The sequence below is a fragment of the Oceanobacillus halophilus genome, assembly GCF_003628505.1.
GTDB lineage: Bacteria > Bacillota > Bacilli > Bacillales > Amphibacillaceae > Oceanobacillus > Oceanobacillus halophilus.
On sequence record NZ_RBZP01000001.1, the window covers coordinates 584,508 to 602,574 of the forward strand.

The window sequence follows — 18,067 nt, forward strand, 5'->3', positions numbered from 1 at the left end:
ATGTTTAAAGATAATAAAGGTTTTACACTCATTGAGATGTTAATTGTCATGATGATTATTTCCGTTTTGATCATACTCATCGTTCCAAATTTGAGCGGAAGAAGTGCAGAAGTTAATGCGAAGGGCTGTGATGCCTTAGTGTCTATGGTACAAGCTCAGGTTGATGCTTACTATATTGAAAAACATGAGTATCCAAAAGATCTGGAAGAATTGAGAGATGAAGGATTTATTACAGCTGATCAATTAGCCTGCTCAGGTTCTCCAGACTCCAAACTTACACTAGACGCAGAACATAATGTAATAAATCCTTATGGTGGTGATGATTAAAAAGTGATATCGGAAATAGAAGTTCATAAAAATGGTTTCACTATATTAGAAGTTCTTTTTGTATTAGCAATAGTCACTACTATATTACTAATCCAACCGATTATTCCCAGTTTAACTCTAGAAAAAATACAAGTAAATCAGTTTTTATCGGTATTTAAATCTGACATTCTTTATACACAAAACCTCTCCACCACTACGGAAGAATATGTTCGAATAACCTTATATCCAGATAATTATAAGATTCAACGTGGATCAACAGAAATAGCTAGCCGCAATTATCCAAAGGGAATGGCCATTGATGATCGCAATAATGCGATAATCTCTTTTAAAAAAACCGGTACCATCGTTCCACGGAAAAAGATAAAGTTAACAACTGAACATACTAAACATTTAATAACTTTCCCAGTAGGTAAAGGAGGTATATATATTGGGAACGATTAATCGTGGTTTTACATTAATTGAAGTACTTGTTGCAACAGGATTATTAACAACAGCTATTTCACTTTTACTACCTATGATATCACTGCTTAACAATGAGCAGCTCATTCTAAGTGAGAGACGGCAAATAATGCATGAATTACATGATAATTTACAACCTTACCTATGGAAAGAAAAAAGTGCACCTGGAGAATATTCAAGCAAAATAAACGGAACCCTAGTTACTTATGAATATGCCCATGAAGGTGAATATGTAGAAGGATGTGCAATTTGGCAAAATGTCAGAAAAACGAACGAAACATTATGCATATATGGAATTAAAGAATGAAGATGGTTTTAGCTTTTTATCTATGTTTTTAGCTTTAACCATTATTAGTACAACTTTACCGCTTTTTGTGTATGCTCTTCATTCCATAAATCAGATTCCAAACTACTATGAAGAATGGTCGATCCAGCAATTTTTTCAGTTCATGCGTGACGAAATAATCATCTCCAATGAAATCACCGTTATGGATGACAAAATAATTTTATCCCAAGATGATTCTAAGATATCTATCGAGCAATTCGATGGTATCATTCGAAGGCAATCGGACAATACAGGACATGAAATACTATTAGGGGATATTCAGGATTTCTCATTTGACAAATTGCCATATGGTATAAGACTGGAAATTACTAATTCTTTAGGAGACATCTATGAAAAATCAATTGTATACTATGACTAATCAGAGAGGTTTTATGTTTCCTTATGTCTTATTTATCATTACAATTCTTCTTATCTTTGTCACTTCAAGTATTAATTTCTATAGAAATGATATACAGCTAACACAACAGTACTTAGAGCATATAAGGGTAGAAACATTGTTTCAGATGGGAAGAGAAAAATATAAACAGAATATAACTAATTCAGAATCAATATCCCCCTCTTCTGAAGTAACTTATGAATTTCCAGATGGAAACGTAACTATTCTCACTAAGAAAATCGATGGTGATAATTATCATTTATTTTTTACCATCTATACGAAAGAACTGAACATGAAATATACTTATACTCATACTTACCATATAAGTAACTTATCAAATTCATGATATGTATTCAAATATGAATATTCTATTACAATTAATCATTTTGTCCCATTTTAATTAACCTTTCTATTATAATAATGATATAAAATGAAATTGTGAGGTGTTGAACATGGAACAAACACTAAAAGTTACTAACGTATTAAGCGATCCAACAAGGTTTCATATTTATCAATATTTAATTGAAAATCACAAGGAAGTTAGTGTTACCGAAATAGCGAAAGAATTTAATATTCACCCAAATGTAGCAAGATTGCATCTTTCTAAATTAGAGGACATAAGAATGGTCGTATCATATTCTCAGAAAACTGGAAAAGGTGGCAGACCAAGTAGACTTTACCGCTTATCTGAAAATGTAATTGAATTAAACTTTCCGCATCGTGATTACAAATTACTCTCCTCTATCGTTATTGAATCACTAGCAGAAATGGGAGAAACTGGCAAACAAGCATTATATACTACTGGTGAAAAATATGGAAGACAAATAATCGAGGATTTTCATCATAATAAAAAATTAAGTACAATGGAAAAATTAAATATCTTGGAAGATGCTTCTACCATGCTGGGAATGTATACAAACTTTGTCTATAATGAAGAAAAAAACTCCATTAAATTTGAAGTTAATAATTGTCCATTTAAAGAATTAGCTTCTAAAAATCATGATTTAATATGTGATATGCATCATTCATTTATTAAGGGAATGTTTGAGGTTTTATTTTCAGATATAGATTTAGTTATCGAAGAAAATATGTTTATAAATGGCTGTGATAATTGCTCTTATACAGCAAATTTGTTAGTTAATAATTAACATTCGTTTACAAGTTGGAAATTAATGTTTATAATAGCAATGATAACGTTATCTAAAGGGGGGGACTCACGTGGATCGTATGTTTCGTGTTCTTGCCTTTTGGACAGGTATATTTACAGTCATGTTCTACGTAGGTGATATGGTTGGAACAGCGCTATTATTTCTTGTTCAAACGGTGTTTTTCCTTACATTAAGCTATTTGAAATTGTCTGAAAGAATGTATATGTATTTATTCGGGGCTTACTGTACATTGTTTATGGTTGGCTTTACATGGTATTCAGAATTTATACTTGTACCCGGTTTCGGCCATTAAAATGGCTAAAGAAAAAAACACCCTTACACTTCGGTGCAAGGGTGTTTTTGTTTAGCTGTTTTTTCTTAATATGGAGACTGCTGTCACTCCCCACGTTACTTGTTGCCATTTATGTCGCATATTGTATAGACTGTTCTTTAATTCAGAATGTTATAGCATTCGCTCACACTTATGGTTGAAATATGTAGTCACTCGCTTCGGCAGAACCCTTCGCTTTTCGCAGGCACGGCCTCAGCCTTCTCGTAGAAAAACGTAACTGCGCCTGTGTCTACTAATAACGCTCCGAAGTAAGCTTCCTCGGTGCAAGGTCCAAAGGAGTATATTCATGTAGTAGCCTTGCTGCGGGGTCCACGGACACGTGCTTTTCCCGCAGGAGGCTCACTAGCTCCCCGCGGAAAGCGTAGTGTATTTCCTTAACGAATATAAAGTACTATTCTTAATGAAATAATTCTTCATTAAATAAATTTGGATTCTCTATCTATTCCGACGTAGTTAACAAGCAACGAAACTCACAAAAAGAGCCTTTAGTTTTATCTTACAAAGGGATTGTTAATTTTTTCATCTTGAATAGTTGTTCTTGGCCCGTGTCCAGGATAGACCGTGAAATTATCGGGCAGTGTATAAAAATGATTCTGTATACTTTTTTCTAGTTGAGACAAATCTCCACCTGGCAAATCAGTTCTTCCTATTCCTTGTTTAAAAAGGACATCTCCCCCAATAATAAAATTCCCTTCATGAAAGATAAAACTTACACTTCCTGGTGAATGTCCTGGTGTGTGAACAACTTCAAAGGAAAATGTTCGTAGATTGAGTTTGCCTGCCTTTAACTCGTGTTCAGGTGGCTTCGCGGAGATTTCATTACCGATAAAGGCGACAGAACCATTTAACTGTGGATTCTCTAGCCATGAATGTTCCAGTGTATGTAAATATACTTCAATACCGAATTCATTCCGAAGATCTTCTACTGCTCCTATATGATCAAAATGAGCGTGCGTTAATAAAATTGCACTTGGAGTAGCTTTGATACGATTCAAATAACCAATTATTTTGTCCGGTTCCCCACCTGGATCAATAATTAATGCGTTCTTCTCTTTGGAAACAATATAACAATTCGTTCCTAATGGACCAACAGGCAAACATTCAACATTCATTATTAAACCTCCTTTAAGGTATCTTACATAATTTTGAAATCATTTGTATTTATCTCGACAAAACCCATATATTACTATAAAATATAAATATGTATTGACTTAATTACATAATAATACAACGTAATTCCCAAATCAAAATTTTATACTCGGGAGAAAGGGCATAAGGAGGTATTCTTAACATGCATATTGTATTAGGAGTTTTGTGTCTTTTTATAGCATTGTTAGCTGTAGTATCAGTAGTGCGTCAAATGAAGTTTAAAAATATGTTTGCATTACTCTTTTCAGCGCTAACTGCTGTCGTTTTTGGTTTCTTTTCTATCGCAACAATTATTTCAGAAATTAGTGGTTAAATCCATTTAATAAAAGAGCTGCTTAGTATTAGACTAAGCAGCTCTTTTATTTACCTTTAAGGTAGAAATATCTATTCTTCTTCAAAATTGTAAAATCGTAATAAATCTCCATAAATTAAATTATCTGAGTGCTGTAATTCAGTTTGTACTTTTTCATCGATAGAACTACATGCATTTGTATTTTCTTTCTCCGTGGCGTCATCCATACTTTCTTCTAATGGCTCTCCAGTTTCTCGGTCATAACATATGCCTACTGTAGAGATATATTCATCACTCACGAAGTCACCATTTCTAAGTGCGATATAACCTTTCCTATTCTCAGAAAATAAATCATTACCAAAGTAAATATCTTCTTCTTGTTCCACACCTAATAAGTTTAACATCGTTGGCTTCATATCTATTTGACCAGTTACTTCAGATATTGTTTCTCCATTCCCATCTCCCGGTATATGAATAAATAGTGGTACTCGCTGTAATTGCACTTGATCATAAGGTGTAATCTCATCTTTATCTAAATACATACTCATAGCTTTATTATGGTTTGCACTAATTCCAATATGATCACCCATTATGACAATGACTGAATCTTCATAGAGATCTGCTTCTTTCAATTGATCAAAAAATTCCTTGATAGCATCATCCATATACCGAACGGCAGGAAAGAAATTATTTAACGTATTTGAATTAGAATCGTATGGTTCAATATATTGATCTTCTTCTTCTAATTCAAACGGAAAATGGTTCGTAAGTGTGATGAATTTCGCATAATATGGTTCTTCCATCGACTGTAAATATTTTATGGACTGTTCAAAGAATGGCTTATCTTTTAGTCCCCAGCCCACAGAATTCTCTTCATTTATTTCATAGGCTTTCTCATCATAAAAATGATCAAAACCTAGGCTATCGTACATTTGAAATCTATTCCAGAAACTGCCATTATTTGCGTGTAATACAGAGGAAGTATACCCTTCTTCTTTTATGATTTCTGGTGTCGCATGATATTCATTACCACCATGCGTAAAGAAAACAGCTCCTCTAGATAACGGGTACATCGAGTTTTCGATTAGGAACTCTGAATCCGATGTGTTTCCTTGACCTGTTTGTTCATAAAAATTATCAAAGTAATAGGTATCTTCATCTTCTATCAAACTATTTAAGAATGGAGTAACTTCTTCCCCATATACATCGTTATTAATAACAAAGGTTTGTAAGGACTCAGCATTTATCCATATCACATTTTTTCCTTCTGCAGCCCCAAACATATTCGATTTCTCATCCACTTTTACATTCTCTTCAATAAAATCTTCAATATCCGACAGTTCATTTCCATCAGCAAATACTCGTTGCGTTTCAGCTTTAGAATGCTGAACAATATCATATAAATGATAGTTAAATAAACCAATATTTTTAACAAGATATTCACGATCAAAACCACGGGTAAACAATTGTGGTCGTTCCATCTCAGCCAGGAAGAAATTCCCTGCTAAAAGTAATAAGGACATAGAAAGCGCAAAGACTTTTCCTCGTTTCTGATACGAAACTGTTAGTTCTTTTTCATTTCGCTTACTTAGAATCCAAATAAGAACTGTATCAACGAAAAGTAACAAGTCAAAAGGTTTTATTAATGTTAAAATACTCGAACCTAAATCAGACATATTACTTCCCATAAACAATTGTGGGATGGTAATAAAGTCTGTAAATTGTCGATAGAATACAAGATTTGCAAATACAATAAACGTAGCGATGAACGAAGAATATCGCAAAAATTTCATTTGTCTTGATGGTTTATTAAACCAAACTCCTAAAGAGAACAGCAAGAAGCCAGAAACAAATGGATTAATTAGCAAGATAAATTCCTGCATATTATTTTCTAATTCAATATTAAATAAAAAACGGTAGACAATATATGTTTTTAAACCGAATAAAAAACTGGCAAGTATATAAAGTGGTATATTCGGTCTCCTGAATTTCATGATAACTCCTCCTATAATAAACCATCCACTTTCCTATATATCTATTTCTATTACAATAAGATGGATCAAAGTTTATTTATTACTAACTCACTATAGTATATGACGAAACAAATCAAAAAAGGTTTCACTGAGTTTACAATTTCTTAATATTTATATACTATGATAATCGACTTTCGTAATAAATAAACCTTTATCTCATACTTATTTTACATTTTGTTTAACCAGATAGGCACCACCAATGATTCCAGCGTCATTTCCTAACTCTGCTAGTTTCAACTCACAAACATCATTCAGCTTAGGAATCGCATACGTTTCAAAGGAAGATGCAATAAGATCAAGCAAATAAACCCCCGCTTTTGAAACGCCGCCACCAATAATAATTTTAGAAGGATTAATGATAGTAGCCATATTTGCCAATGTTCTACCTAAGATATCAACTGTGTTATTTATAATCTGAACACTAATTTCGTCACCGCTTTTTGCAAAATCAATAATATCTTTAGCAGATAATTTTCCATGTTCTTCATAGAACTTAGCCAGTTTTGAATCTGGGTTTATAGAAACTGCATCTATTCCCTGACGCTTAATGCCTGTAGCCGAACAGATTGTCTCTAGACAACCAATACCGCCACAGTTACACGGAATTCCATTTGGATCGATTTTTATATGACCAATTTCTCCTGCCATACCATTTTCTCCATTCAGTATGGAACCATTAGCAATGACCCCGCCACCAACACCTGTACCAAGTGTAACAGCAATCATATTTTTGGCTCCATTACCTGCACCTATCCAGTTTTCTCCCAATGCTGCAATATTTGCATCATTTTGCACGTAGACTGGAAGATTTGCTCTCTCCTTCATTTCTTTAGCTAAGTCCATGTTTTTCCAACCAATGTTTACTGCTTCATATACAAAACCACTGTCTGGTTCAATAAAACCCGGTGCACCAATACCTATTCCCAACAAAGACCCTTTAGATATATTTAATGAATGTGTGTGCCCTTGAATTGATTTCCAAATATCATCCATAATTGCCTTTCCACCATTAGAGGTGTTTGTAGGCACTTCCCATTTTTTTAATATTTCCCCATCTTGATTAATAAAACCAATCTTAACTGTTGTTCCACCAATATCTACACCAATCATCATTTCATTCATTACCTTTTGCCTCATTTCTTGATAGTCTTGATTTTTCTTTGCGTAAAATTATTTTTGAAAGTTTATATTCTTCATTACTAATAAACTGGTATTTAAATAAATCATCTATTTCCATGTCCATTAACTCTAGATCACCGATTCTGTCCCCAGTATATATAAAGGTGTGAAACTTTTTTAATAATTGCTGTACATCATAAACTGTCTTCACTTCAAATCACCATTATTATTATAGCAAACCTTGCTCTAGAAATGAATTAAATTATCGTAATAACAAATAAGCTATCGCTTTAAAAATGAAATTTTCAAGTGGCATCTTATGCACAATATGTACCATCCATGACGGGAAGTGCCTAATGACTTAAAAACAGGAAAACCCAGATCATTAACGATCTGGGTCCTTTGGGTGAAGAAATTCTGGTCTCGTGCGCTGTAAAGGAATAGGTGAGCGAAGAAGAATCTCCTTGAATGCTCGTAAATTGAAGGGAATGAATGGCCAAAAATATGGAATATGGAATGTCTTCATTCTTGCCAAATAAATAATCCACAAAGTGACTCCAATGATAAAGCCGGGTCCCCCAAACACCGCTGTAAAAATCAATAGTACAATTCTTGAAATATGATTAGATAAACTTAACTCATAACTTGGTGTTGCATAGGTACCTATTGCAGCTATTGCTATATATAGTATTACCTCATTTGAGAACCATCCAACTTCTACTGAAACTTGACCGATTAGGATTGCCGCTACTAAACCAAGAGCTGTTGCAAGAGAAGCCGGGCTATGTATGGCAGCCATACGCAGCATGTCCATTCCAAGTTCTGCCAGAATAAATTGAACCAATAAGGGTATATTCCCTTCTTCGTTTGGACCGATAAAATCTAATCCACTAGGCAGATATTCTGGCTGCACCGATACTAGGTAATATAATGGTAAAATAAATATCGAAAGAAATACTGCTATGAATCTTATCATCCTTAAATAAGCTCCAACCAATGGTTTTTGCCTATACTCCTCCGCATGTTGTAAGTGATGCCAATACGTAGATGGAGTTATCATGACACTAGGTGAGCCATCAATCATGATAAGGATATGCCCTTCATAAAGATGAGCTGCAGCTGTATCAGGTCTTTCCGTATACCTTATGGAAGGATAGGGATTCCAATGTCTGCCGCTGAGATATTCTTCAACTGTCTTTTCTGCCATTGGTAAGCCGTCCGTATCGATTTTTTTCAAAACTGATTCCAAGTATTCAACACGACTTTCATCAGCGATATCTGACAGGTAACAAAGTGCAATATCTGTCTTTGACCTTCTACCAATTTGCAAATATTTCATTCTCAAGGAACGGTCCCTTACTCTTCTTCTAGTTAAAGCCGTATTAAATACAATAGTCTCAACATAACCATCTCTTGATCCACGAACCACACGCTCTAAATCCGGCTCAGCAGGTGAACGAACTGGATAAGTTCGAGCGTCGATGATTAGAATTTTGTCTATTCCTTCAACCACCAATGCTGTAGGACCAGCAAGCACCATATCAGCAGCCTGGTTTAAATCCTCTGTTTGATCTAATTCAATGTAAGGGATATAAGTTTTTATCAATTTTTCTAATGGGTCAGGCTCCAAGTCTCCAGGTTCTAACTTAGCTAATAATTTCATAAGCAAATGCAAAATATCATCTTTCGCAAACCCATCGACAAGGAATAGTGACATTCTATGTCCAGCATATTCCATATCCAAACGTATTAAATCAAAACTGTCATCAATCCCTAACCGTTCATTAATATAATCTACATTTTCCTCGTAAGAAGGAAAAAGCAGTTGTTTTTCTGTTTCCATTTTCTCACACCCATCAATAAGAATTGATAGGTTTAGTGTAAGCTAATTTTATTATTCTATACTTAATAAACGTCTGCAACGTCGTAATTCTACAAGGCTCTTTTCTAAAAGTTTGTTACTTTTTAACATGACTTTACCTTGCATTTTATATAGACTGTTGAAATCTATAATTCAGAATAGTGTAGCGATTTGTGCGATCATTCGCTCCGGCAGAATACTTCGCTACGTTACATGCTCTAAAATTTATAAACTATAGTCCATAATGTCACGTTCGGGGGAGTTTTCCCGTAAAAAGAGAAATTTCCTAGTTAAAATCAAGCAAAGCAGGAACTAAGCGAAGGAAATACACGGAGACTCCTTGAAAAAAGAAGACCACTTTTTTCTGCGTGCGATGTTTCGCTGCCGAAGCGTTCCTTGTCCTGAGGGAAGAAGAGCATCGGTGAGACTACGTAGTGAGGGAACTACTTGAATATTCTTCCTTGTTCCCTTGCGCCGAGAAAGCCCGCTTCGAAGCATTACTGGAAGACGCAGGCGCACAAGCTTTTCAGCACGAAGGAGGCTCACCAGCTCCCCTAAGGTGCGCGTAGTGTATTTCCGTAGCGGTGTAAACGAATCGCTTCATTAGTTATTTATACTTGATTAAATATATCAACAGTTTCTAACAACTGTAAACTTCAAAAAGCAACAAACTATACGAAAAAGAGCATTCTATAATCTTAGTCTACCACTTCTCCCGTGATCTTTTCATACAAATCTTTAACCCCGTTCAAATCATCTTTCCTGTTGTAAGCAATTCTTATGTGTTCCTCAGCCTTTTCCATTTGCTCATTATTATAATATAGAAGAGCGAGATTATAATGTGCTTCAGGTAATGATTCATAGGAGATACTTTCTTCTAAGTCTTTGATCGCTAAATCAATTTCATTTAATTCAATATAAGCATAGGAACGTTGAAATAGTAATACCCCTTCATGATCTCCTTCTTTATCTAAAGCAGTTGTTGCTAGTTTAACTACATCCTCATAGTTCTTTTCAGTAAGAGACTTTTCAATTAACTGCAAATGATACGATTGATTGTTTAAATTATTCACAACTCCTATGTAAACAAAGCCTAAGAGGGAAGCTATATAAATAAATATAGCTAATAACTGAATGTTCATGTTTTTCTTTTTTGGTAGATGAAAAATAGCCGAGGCTATAAAACCAGCCAATAATCCACCTAAATGGGCAGCCATGTCAATTTGCTGAACGGTTAATCCTACGACAATATTTATAGCAAGAATCATCAAAACATTTACTCCCATAGTTCGGAAGAAGATTTGTTTATAGTTCAATCCAAAAAATAATAAGGCTCCAAATAATCCAAAAATAACTCCAGATGCTCCAGCAGACACACTTGTAGTAAAGGCAAAGCTAGCAATTCCACCACCCACTCCAGCTAAAAAGTAAATAAGTAGAAATCTTAAGGATCCATAAATTCTTTCAATTAATGTTCCTAAATAATAAACAGCTAACATATTCATGAATAAATGCAATAAACCAATATGAAGAAACATGGAACTAAAAATCCTCCACCATTGCCTATCCTCTATTATCGCTGGATTATACTTTGCACCGAAGTCTATCAATGTATCAATAGAAGTGCTACTCCCATATTTTTCGAGTAAAAAAAATACGATGAGATTTACTGTTATAAGGAGATAGGTAAAGCGGGGTTTCCCATATGTAAATATTTCCTGAGTTTCTTTTCGTTTATCTTCGAGTAGCTGAAAAAAATATTTTTTAAAAGCATCGATTTCTGTTTCCATTTCATCTTCTGTAGGCTGATCCTCTAAGTGAAATTCGCTAATTTGAAGCGAAGTCTGTATCCTTACTAATTCATCAAAGTATTCTTCATCATGTAAATAGTAAATTTTCATTTTCACAGGTTTTTTTTCTTTTAATTGCATGGGTTTTTTTAATATTTCCCAATCATCGACTGGCGTATATGTAGAAATATAAATATTATGTACTTCTATGTCTCTTCCCCTTAGTAACTTCTTCATACTTTTTACCTTTTGAAAAACAATTGCTATGTCTTTTCTTAGATGATTTTGCCAATCAAATCCATTATGTGTTAATCGAACAACTTTAGACTTTTTCTTACTATATTTTTCTAACCAGATTTCATTAGTATCCATATGGATTAGTTCATAATCATTATTTGTAACAAGATGGTAAGTTAATTTGTACATTGTATATAAATTTTCCAGATACATTTATTCACCTTCCTTCCTTTTATGATATCAAAATAAAGTTATAAAAAGAAGCTTAAACAGACTTGAGTATAATACATTCTCCTCCATAATCAGATAAAAAAAGAAGTTGTAACCATGACAACTTCTTTCCAGATTAATTATTATTTATTTATATCTTCGCTGAATAAACTCGGTAATACTTTCGAACGCATTTGGGGCATATTCATTGATATTCGTACTGCATACCTACGTAATACAGGAACTGCTAGAATGGCATTTAGTATTCGATATCTCCACTTGTAAATAGATAGTATTGAAGCAAAAATTATCAATAATTGATAAAAACTTTTCATTTTATAACACCTTCTTTATTCGCTTTATGGTGTTATTAGTTTTTGAAGCAATCTTTTATTTATTCATATGTTTATCATCCCAAAATATGTTCTCCGTTCAAAACAACAAACCCTCTCATCCCGTTATGGATAAGAGGGTTAATTACATCCGAAAAATTATTTTGTTTCACGGTGTAATGTGTGTTTTTTAAGACGTGGGCAATATTTCATAAGCTCGATACGCTCAGGATTTGTACGTTTGTTTTTTGTTGTAATATAATTACGGTCACCTGTTTCAGTACAAGCTAAAGTAATGTTTACGCGCATGATTTTCCCTCCAAACTATAAAAAGCTAGCCAAAATTAATTAGAATACTTAGGCTACGTCATCATTTATGGCGATAGTCTTCGTACTCTTGACAGAAAAGAAGTAGAATACTTCCAACCTGCGAACATATTCGCTTCAGACTTAAATAATAATATCAGAATTTCCTCATTCTATCAAGAACAAATGGAAAAAACTTAAAGTTTTCATGAAAGGAATTCTATGTTATAAATATATATGGACAAAAAATGCCGAAAGTTCCCGTATTATATATTAGATTTTTTTAGGGATAAGGAGGAATACGCATGCTTTATGCTGCTATTGCAATTGTACTTGTTGGAGTTGTTCTATTTGCTTTGTCATTTTTCATGAATGATAGATTGGAAGACTTGGAAAGCCAAGTGGAACAATTATCCATTACAACTATGCAAGATACATATCAGATGAAGAAAAAAATTAAAGTGTTAGAAGAAGAATTAGTTCCTGATGATCTTGCGAATGACATGCTAGTTAATAAATAATAGTTAAAAGAGGAGAAACACATGAAACAACTCGTACGATATTTCTCATTAGGATTAATCACAGCTGGAATAGTCATGTTAGTAGGAGTCTATTTTACTGAAAAGAACAATGCAGAAGAATTATCAGTAGATCAAATGATTCCTAGGCTCGAGGACGAAGGTTACCATGTACTTGATAATAAAGAATATATTTCCATGACGATAAATACGGGCGAAGACAAAGAATTAGAAAAAGAAACTCAAGAAGAAGAGGATAAGAAAGAAGATTCCGAAGCTCCAGAATTAGATAAGGGTGATCAGGACGAAAAAGAAGATAGTAAAGAAGAATCCAAAGAAGAGGATAAGAAAGAAGAACAAGAAGAAAGTGCAAAGACTGTTGTGATTAACGTAGAGTCGGGTATGCACACTTCTTCTATTAGTGACTTGCTGGAAGAAAATAAAATCATTAAAGAATCCTCAGAATTTAATGAATATCTAATTGATAATGACTATCATCTGAAAGTACAGCTTGGGGAAGTTGAAGTTTCGAGTGATATGAGCTTCTATGAACTTGCAGAAGCATTGACTAATTAAATAGGAATGAGCAGTTATAATGTAAACTGCTCATTCTTTTTTTATTTAAACTTTTGAGACATCCAATTTAATTTAAGTTATAGTTTTCTCCCCTAACTAAATAAAGAATGCTCTCCCCAATATTTGTGATATGGTCAGCAAACCTTTCAAGATATCTTGCAATAAATGCCACTTGCATTACATATTGGATTTTATCAGGATTTGTAGCTGTTTCTCCCAATAATTCACTAACCATATCTTTATACAATTTGTCTACTTTATCGTCCATTCCACCTAATTTCTTAGCTATGATGATATCTTCCTGTTCAAACGCAATAATGGCTTGCTGTAACATCTCCATAATTAGCTCTTGCATTTTATGAATTCCGTCTGGAATAGCAATGTAAGTCTCTCCTAATTGAATGGTTGACTGAGCTATGTTTTTAGCATTATCAGCCATTCTTTCAATATCTGTCACAATTCTTAACGCCATTATTGTTCTTCGTAAATCTGTAGCAACCGGCTGTTGTTTTGCTATTAATAAAACGGTTTGATCATTTATTTCTAATTCCCCACGATCAATTTGTATATCCTCATCAATGACTTTCCTTGCTTTCTCTAAATCCTGGGTAAATAAAGCATCTATTGCTTCATTTAAAGCTTGACCAGATAACTCCGCCAGTTTAATAATCCGCTTATTTAATTCTTCTAATTCATTATTGAATTGATTACGTGTCGTTACCATCTCCTGATCACATCTCCTTACTTACTGTTAATACAAAAAAACTAATATAGTTTACTAAGGTAATTATATCGAATAATTATTAATGTAGTGTTAAGACTGAGTAAAATATGTATATATACTCATATTCCATAGAGAGGCATATTCCTCGGACTGGGTTAATTAAAGCTAACTGGGAGATTTAGAGTTCATAGAAAGTACAACATAGTGAAACACTCCTATTGTAGTGTCCTTCCTGCCATTAAAAAGACAATAACGCAAAGGTAAAAAAATCCTTTGCGTTTCCTTCTGTCAAAATTCCATAGTTATATTATTGTTAAGTAATAAAGATGTTTATTAGAACCAAATCGATTCATTTGATAAATTCAGAGCTTTTGCTTATGCTAATTATTCTAATTTTCATCTACATCTCTTTTTTTCATTTCAAAATACGTATCCAATATTCTTTCCCCTATTAAATTATTGATAGGGTGTTGTTTTTTTATATTTGCTCCCATGTTGGGAACCACAATTGCAAAAGCTACTTCAGGGTCATTGAATGGTGCATATCCAACTAATGTGCGATTCTCCGTCTTATGCAATGATCCATCATTTGGATTAAAATAGTCACTTTGAGCAGTACCCGTTTTTCCGGCAGGTTTATATTTCTTATCAGCAAAGTATTTAGAAGCAGTTCCTCGGGATTCTTGAAATACCCTTCGAAAACCTTCCTGGACTCTTTCTATATGATTCATATCAATCTTGTTTAATACAGAAGTGTTAACCGTGCGTGAAATCGATCCTGGTTTATCTTCTGTAACATTATGATTACGGATTTCCTTAACGAAATAAGGTTTCACTCGATATCCACCATTAGCGATAGTAGATATATATTGCACCAATTGCATCGTTGTATAGGTATCATATTGCCCGATTGCAAAATCCATTAAATTACCCGCCTTTGGTTCTGTGCCAACAAATCCAGTAGCTTCATATGGGTAATCAATACCTGTTTCTATACCAAGCCCAAATTGCGAGAAGTATTTGCGAAATGTTTGAAAAGCAAGGTGATTGATGGAAACGGTACTTCCATTTGGAAATGGGTACCGATACTCTCCACCCATTCTGAGTGCAATGTAGAACATATATACGTTAGATGATAATTTTAAAGCATCATAATCATTGACTAATCCTAAATTGCTATAAGAAGATTTTTCTGGGGTACCTGCTATTTTGATTGGTCTATCATAGAAACTCTGTCCAGGTTTGATAACACCAGAATCATAACCAGCCAGCACAGTTGCTCCTTTGATTGCAGAACCCGGCCTATGCGCATCATATAACGTACGAAATGCCTCATTACTAAACTCATTCTTATCCCGAAGATACCGTTGACCTGACACCGCTAGTATTTCACCTGTCTTTGGATTAACCACCACAACTAGAGCATCCGTTAAGAATCGATTTGCGTAAGGGTGTTTATTAATAGCAGTCAACAATTCCTCTTGTACGATGTTATCAACTGCTTCTTGAAATTTAATATCAATAGTTAGAACTAAATCCTTTCCATGATATCCTTCTACCACAGTATCTGAGCCTATTACTACACCATCTTTTGTTGTAGTGTACTGTTTTTGCTCTTTTCTACCTCTTAATACCTCTTCATAATAGTCCTCTAATCCGCTTGTTCCAACTCGGTCATTTCTACTATAACCTCTAGTAAGATAATACTCTTCATTCTCAGCAGGGATTCCCTCTTCCTGTGTTGTAATCGAACCTAATAAACTTCGTAAAGTATCTCTATATGGGTAACCGCGATTCCAGTCAGTTGTTGCATTAATACCTGGTAGTTCATTTAAATGCTCTGATACTTTAGCATATTCTTCAGCTGTAACACCTTTATTTTTTACAATTTGGGGTGTTAAGGAGTAAGCCTTATCCAATTCTTTTTTAATAGCAATAATTTCTTTTTCCTGTAAAGTAAGACTGTTTATTTCTTCAGTTGTTATTAAATCCAATGTTTTGTTATATGCTTCTACATTACTTAATTTTTCCCGCTCATCATCCGGTAATCTGCTATCAGCTTCATCTTTATTTTCTAAATACCAATACTCTTTTAGATTTCTTTCTGACAATTCACTGTCATAGTATGTCTCTGGATTGCTTTCTTCTACCGGAACCATAGATATGAATCTAGACAATTTCTTTGCTATATCTAAACGTTCTTTTGCTTGTACCCCCTTCTCTGGCGTGTAGGTAATTGAATATACCGGTTCATTATCTACAATTACAATGTTATTACTGTCATAAATTTTCCCTCGGGGCACTGGGATACTGCTAGTATCCAATCTAGTTCTTTCGATTTCTTTTTGGAAATTACTCCCATTTAGTATTTGTACAACCCCTAACTGAAGTATAAGTATAGAGAATAGCAGGAAAACAACAAAAAACAATACATTTATTCGGAATGGCAGTTGTGACTTTTTTTTCTTTCTTGATTTTTCGGTCATAGCCAACGCTCCCAAAAATTTGTCAAATTATTTTTATAAAGTCATAATCCCACTATCGATTTTTTTCATCTGTAATCTGATCTTTCATCAATACTTCTTTATGCTGGGTACTGCCTAAATAAATATTTCTTACAAAGAAATAGATAAACAAGTGACCTGCCCCAAAGATAACTAAAATAATTGGAATTACTTTTTCTGCCTCAAATAACAAAATAGAAATTAGAAAAACAACCACAGATACAATCCTTCCACTATTTAGAAACAGTTCTCGGACAACAATGTATTCAATACGCAATTCTCCTGCTTTCCATGCTTTACCTATAACATCATAGGTTAACGAAACATAAGGTACATTTATAATTGGATAAGCAATCCCTATTACGACAGCATATACGATCAATAGAAAATAACTTACGTCAAATAATATAATGAAAATGGAAACATATAATAAACTGGCCCCTAACAAGATAGCTTTTTTCCTAAAAGAAGGTTTAATAAACCTTGTTACAATAAAATACAATACAGCAGATAGTCCTGAAAGAAATAAATTAAAAGTACCTAATGCAAATTCACTTTGAGTGACAATAAATACCCAAATGGAAATAACAAAAACAAACACACCTTCTCGGATCCCTTGAAAAAAATGAGCATTAAGTACCCTGCTCCAATTTTTATTTTGACGTTTTTCATGCAAAATACGTTTAAAATGGAAATTCCCTTTTGCACTGCGACGTCGTAAAAAGAAACTAGCAGCGACGGCACATATGAATAGAACAAATGAAATGGTAAAAATAGTTGTGTAACCTACACCGGTAGACATACGAGAAATGATAATACCTGCAAGAAGCGGACCTATCATTCCACCTAAAGATTGAAGTACTCCCAAAAAACCATTAAAGAAATCTCTTGTATCTGGTTCAGTTATTTCAAACGTTAACACATTAAATGCAAGCCAATAGAAGCCATATCCAATACCAAGTAAGCATCCTAACATAAAATTAAAGGTAGATGCCTTTTCACCAATAATTAATACTGATAAGAAAAACAAAGACAAAAAGATAACTCCTAATCTCAATACAATAATACGGTCAATCTTTTTAGCCAGTCTTCCTGCTAATACAAACGTCATCGCTTGAAAAAGATTAATTCCCAGATTATAAACAGCTATCGTTACATAATCTCCAGACTGTCTCCATAAATAAATATTAACAAAAGTGTTAGAAAGAAAAATCCCAAGTGAATACAGTCCACCAATAAGTAACAATAATAATAGGTCGCGATTGATGTCTATTTTATTTTCAAATGCCTGCAGTATTTTTAACATATCTAACTACTCCTTTAAGTCTTTTCTTAGTGTGAACGAAAGAGAGTTAGATATGCAAAAAAACACGTGGGTTAAACCCACGTGTTTTTATAATTAAAAATA

At 33.7% G+C, this 18,067-nt stretch carries 21 protein-coding genes; 10 read left to right on the forward strand and 11 right to left on the reverse strand.

Annotated elements, in window-relative coordinates; genetic code table 11:
• The 7 genes from comGC to D8M06_RS03005 all read left to right on the forward strand — a co-directional run bounded on the left by comGC (position 1) and on the right by D8M06_RS03005 (position 2,969).
• Positions 1-327, forward strand: coding sequence for a competence type IV pilus major pilin ComGC (gene comGC, locus D8M06_RS02975; protein WP_121202856.1), 327 nt, complete (start codon positions 1-3; stop codon positions 325-327).
• Between the two features lie 3 nt (positions 328-330).
• Entirely contained in the window at positions 331-768 is a 438-nt protein-coding gene (comGD, locus tag D8M06_RS02980) for a competence type IV pilus minor pilin ComGD (protein WP_121202857.1), read from the forward strand.
• Positions 755-1,093, forward strand: a complete 339-nt coding sequence (locus D8M06_RS02985; RefSeq protein ID WP_158591722.1) for a type II secretion system protein — start codon at positions 755-757, stop codon at positions 1,091-1,093. Before comGD ends, D8M06_RS02985 begins: the two co-directional genes overlap by 14 nt.
• A complete protein-coding gene (locus tag D8M06_RS02990) occupies positions 1,044-1,490 on the forward strand; it encodes a competence type IV pilus minor pilin ComGF (RefSeq protein WP_121202859.1) in 447 nt (148 codons plus the stop codon). The genes D8M06_RS02985 and D8M06_RS02990 overlap by 50 nt, the downstream gene beginning before the upstream one ends.
• Positions 1,462-1,854 (forward strand): hypothetical protein, encoded by a 393-nt coding sequence (locus D8M06_RS02995; RefSeq protein WP_121202860.1) that lies wholly within the window; start codon positions 1,462-1,464, stop codon positions 1,852-1,854. Before D8M06_RS02990 ends, D8M06_RS02995 begins: the two co-directional genes overlap by 29 nt.
• 106 nt (positions 1,855-1,960) lie before the next feature.
• A complete protein-coding gene (locus D8M06_RS03000; protein WP_121202861.1) occupies positions 1,961-2,656 on the forward strand; it encodes a helix-turn-helix transcriptional regulator in 696 nt (231 codons plus the stop codon).
• Between the two features lie 70 nt (positions 2,657-2,726).
• Complete coding sequence (locus tag D8M06_RS03005) at positions 2,727-2,969, forward strand: DUF2626 domain-containing protein (protein WP_121202862.1); 243 nt, start codon at positions 2,727-2,729, stop codon at positions 2,967-2,969.
• 530 nt (positions 2,970-3,499) lie between these two features.
• Here D8M06_RS03005 and D8M06_RS03010 read toward each other — a convergent pair.
• On the reverse strand, positions 3,500-4,120 hold the full coding sequence (locus D8M06_RS03010; RefSeq protein WP_121202863.1) for an MBL fold metallo-hydrolase: 621 nt from the start codon (positions 4,118-4,120) through the stop codon (positions 3,500-3,502).
• A gap of 179 nt (positions 4,121-4,299) precedes the next feature.
• On the opposite strand from D8M06_RS03010, the gene D8M06_RS03015 reads away from it, so the two are divergent.
• Positions 4,300-4,470, forward strand: a complete 171-nt coding sequence (locus D8M06_RS03015; RefSeq protein WP_121202864.1) for a DUF2759 family protein — start codon at positions 4,300-4,302, stop codon at positions 4,468-4,470.
• A gap of 71 nt (positions 4,471-4,541) precedes the next feature.
• Here D8M06_RS03015 and D8M06_RS03020 read toward each other — a convergent pair whose 3' ends face one another.
• The 7 genes from D8M06_RS03020 to rpmG form a co-directional block, all read right to left on the reverse strand.
• Positions 4,542-6,443 carry an LTA synthase family protein gene (locus D8M06_RS03020; protein WP_121202865.1) on the reverse strand — a complete coding sequence of 634 codons (1,902 nt, stop codon included), beginning with the start codon at positions 6,441-6,443 and terminating at the stop codon, positions 4,542-4,544.
• Positions 6,444-6,644: 201 nt separating this feature from the next.
• Entirely contained in the window at positions 6,645-7,604 is a 960-nt protein-coding gene (locus D8M06_RS03025) for an ROK family glucokinase (protein ID WP_121202866.1), read from the reverse strand.
• Complete coding sequence (locus D8M06_RS03030) at positions 7,597-7,812, reverse strand: YqgQ family protein (protein WP_121202867.1); 216 nt, start codon at positions 7,810-7,812, stop codon at positions 7,597-7,599. The genes D8M06_RS03025 and D8M06_RS03030 overlap by 8 nt, the downstream gene beginning before the upstream one ends.
• A 174-nt stretch (positions 7,813-7,986) precedes the next feature.
• Positions 7,987-9,444 carry a spore germination protein gene (locus tag D8M06_RS03035; protein ID WP_121202868.1) on the reverse strand — a complete coding sequence of 486 codons (1,458 nt, stop codon included), beginning with the start codon at positions 9,442-9,444 and terminating at the stop codon, positions 7,987-7,989.
• 716 nt (positions 9,445-10,160) lie between these two features.
• On the reverse strand, positions 10,161-11,702 hold the full coding sequence (locus tag D8M06_RS03040) for a rhomboid family intramembrane serine protease (RefSeq protein ID WP_121202869.1): 1,542 nt from the start codon (positions 11,700-11,702) through the stop codon (positions 10,161-10,163).
• A 140-nt stretch (positions 11,703-11,842) separates the two neighbouring features.
• A complete protein-coding gene (locus D8M06_RS03045; protein WP_121202870.1) occupies positions 11,843-12,034 on the reverse strand; it encodes a hypothetical protein in 192 nt (63 codons plus the stop codon).
• A 156-nt stretch (positions 12,035-12,190) separates the two neighbouring features.
• Positions 12,191-12,340: a 50S ribosomal protein L33 gene (gene rpmG, locus D8M06_RS03050; protein WP_026681152.1), complete on the reverse strand. Its 150-nt coding sequence runs from the start codon at positions 12,338-12,340 to the stop codon at positions 12,191-12,193.
• Positions 12,341-12,642: 302 nt separating this feature from the next.
• Here rpmG and D8M06_RS03055 point away from each other — a divergent pair, with 302 nt between their 5' ends.
• Positions 12,643-12,858: a hypothetical protein gene (locus tag D8M06_RS03055; RefSeq protein WP_121202871.1), complete on the forward strand. Its 216-nt coding sequence runs from the start codon at positions 12,643-12,645 to the stop codon at positions 12,856-12,858.
• Positions 12,859-12,879: 21 nt separating this feature from the next.
• Complete coding sequence (locus D8M06_RS20090) at positions 12,880-13,431, forward strand: endolytic transglycosylase MltG (RefSeq protein ID WP_241558791.1); 552 nt, start codon at positions 12,880-12,882, stop codon at positions 13,429-13,431.
• A gap of 67 nt (positions 13,432-13,498) precedes the next feature.
• Here D8M06_RS20090 and phoU read toward each other — a convergent pair whose 3' ends face one another.
• The 3 genes from phoU to D8M06_RS03075 form a co-directional block, all read right to left on the reverse strand.
• The gene (gene phoU, locus D8M06_RS03065) at positions 13,499-14,155 is read right to left on the reverse strand and encodes a phosphate signaling complex protein PhoU (protein ID WP_121202872.1); all 657 of its coding nucleotides are present in this window, start codon (positions 14,153-14,155) and stop codon (positions 13,499-13,501) included.
• Between the two features lie 389 nt (positions 14,156-14,544).
• On the reverse strand, positions 14,545-16,641 hold the full coding sequence (locus D8M06_RS03070; protein WP_121202873.1) for a peptidoglycan D,D-transpeptidase FtsI family protein: 2,097 nt from the start codon (positions 16,639-16,641) through the stop codon (positions 14,545-14,547).
• A 52-nt stretch (positions 16,642-16,693) separates the two neighbouring features.
• The gene (locus tag D8M06_RS03075) at positions 16,694-17,965 is read right to left on the reverse strand and encodes an MFS transporter (protein WP_121202874.1); all 1,272 of its coding nucleotides are present in this window, start codon (positions 17,963-17,965) and stop codon (positions 16,694-16,696) included.
• Positions 17,966-18,067 lie beyond the last annotated feature (102 nt).

Bases quoted from the DNA above. Each gene is read 5' to 3' on its own strand.
- phoU (WP_121202872.1), bottom strand. From the start codon at position 14,155: ATGGTAACGACACGTAATCAATTCAATAATGAATTAGAAGAATTAAAT.
- D8M06_RS03045 (WP_121202870.1), bottom strand. From the start codon at position 12,034: ATGAAAAGTTTTTATCAATTATTGATAATTTTTGCTTCAATACTATCT.
- D8M06_RS03055 (WP_121202871.1), top strand. From the start codon at position 12,643: ATGCTTTATGCTGCTATTGCAATTGTACTTGTTGGAGTTGTTCTATTT.
- D8M06_RS03035 (WP_121202868.1), bottom strand. From the start codon at position 9,444: ATGGAAACAGAAAAACAACTGCTTTTTCCTTCTTACGAGGAAAATGTA.
- D8M06_RS03070 (WP_121202873.1), bottom strand. From the start codon at position 16,641: ATGACCGAAAAATCAAGAAAGAAAAAAAAGTCACAACTGCCATTCCGA.
- D8M06_RS20090 (WP_241558791.1), top strand. From the start codon at position 12,880: ATGAAACAACTCGTACGATATTTCTCATTAGGATTAATCACAGCTGGA.
- rpmG (WP_026681152.1), bottom strand. From the start codon at position 12,340: ATGCGCGTAAACATTACTTTAGCTTGTACTGAAACAGGTGACCGTAAT.
- D8M06_RS03025 (WP_121202866.1), bottom strand. From the start codon at position 7,604: ATGAATGAAATGATGATTGGTGTAGATATTGGTGGAACAACAGTTAAG.
- D8M06_RS02990 (WP_121202859.1), top strand. From the start codon at position 1,044: ATGTCAGAAAAACGAACGAAACATTATGCATATATGGAATTAAAGAAT.
- D8M06_RS03020 (WP_121202865.1), bottom strand. From the start codon at position 6,443: ATGAAATTCAGGAGACCGAATATACCACTTTATATACTTGCCAGTTTT.
- comGC (WP_121202856.1), top strand. From the start codon at position 1: ATGTTTAAAGATAATAAAGGTTTTACACTCATTGAGATGTTAATTGTC.
- D8M06_RS03040 (WP_121202869.1), bottom strand. From the start codon at position 11,702: ATGTATCTGGAAAATTTATATACAATGTACAAATTAACTTACCATCTT.
- D8M06_RS03015 (WP_121202864.1), top strand. From the start codon at position 4,300: ATGCATATTGTATTAGGAGTTTTGTGTCTTTTTATAGCATTGTTAGCT.
- D8M06_RS03075 (WP_121202874.1), bottom strand. From the start codon at position 17,965: ATGTTAAAAATACTGCAGGCATTTGAAAATAAAATAGACATCAATCGC.
- D8M06_RS03010 (WP_121202863.1), bottom strand. From the start codon at position 4,120: ATGAATGTTGAATGTTTGCCTGTTGGTCCATTAGGAACGAATTGTTAT.
- D8M06_RS03000 (WP_121202861.1), top strand. From the start codon at position 1,961: ATGGAACAAACACTAAAAGTTACTAACGTATTAAGCGATCCAACAAGG.
- D8M06_RS02995 (WP_121202860.1), top strand. From the start codon at position 1,462: ATGAAAAATCAATTGTATACTATGACTAATCAGAGAGGTTTTATGTTT.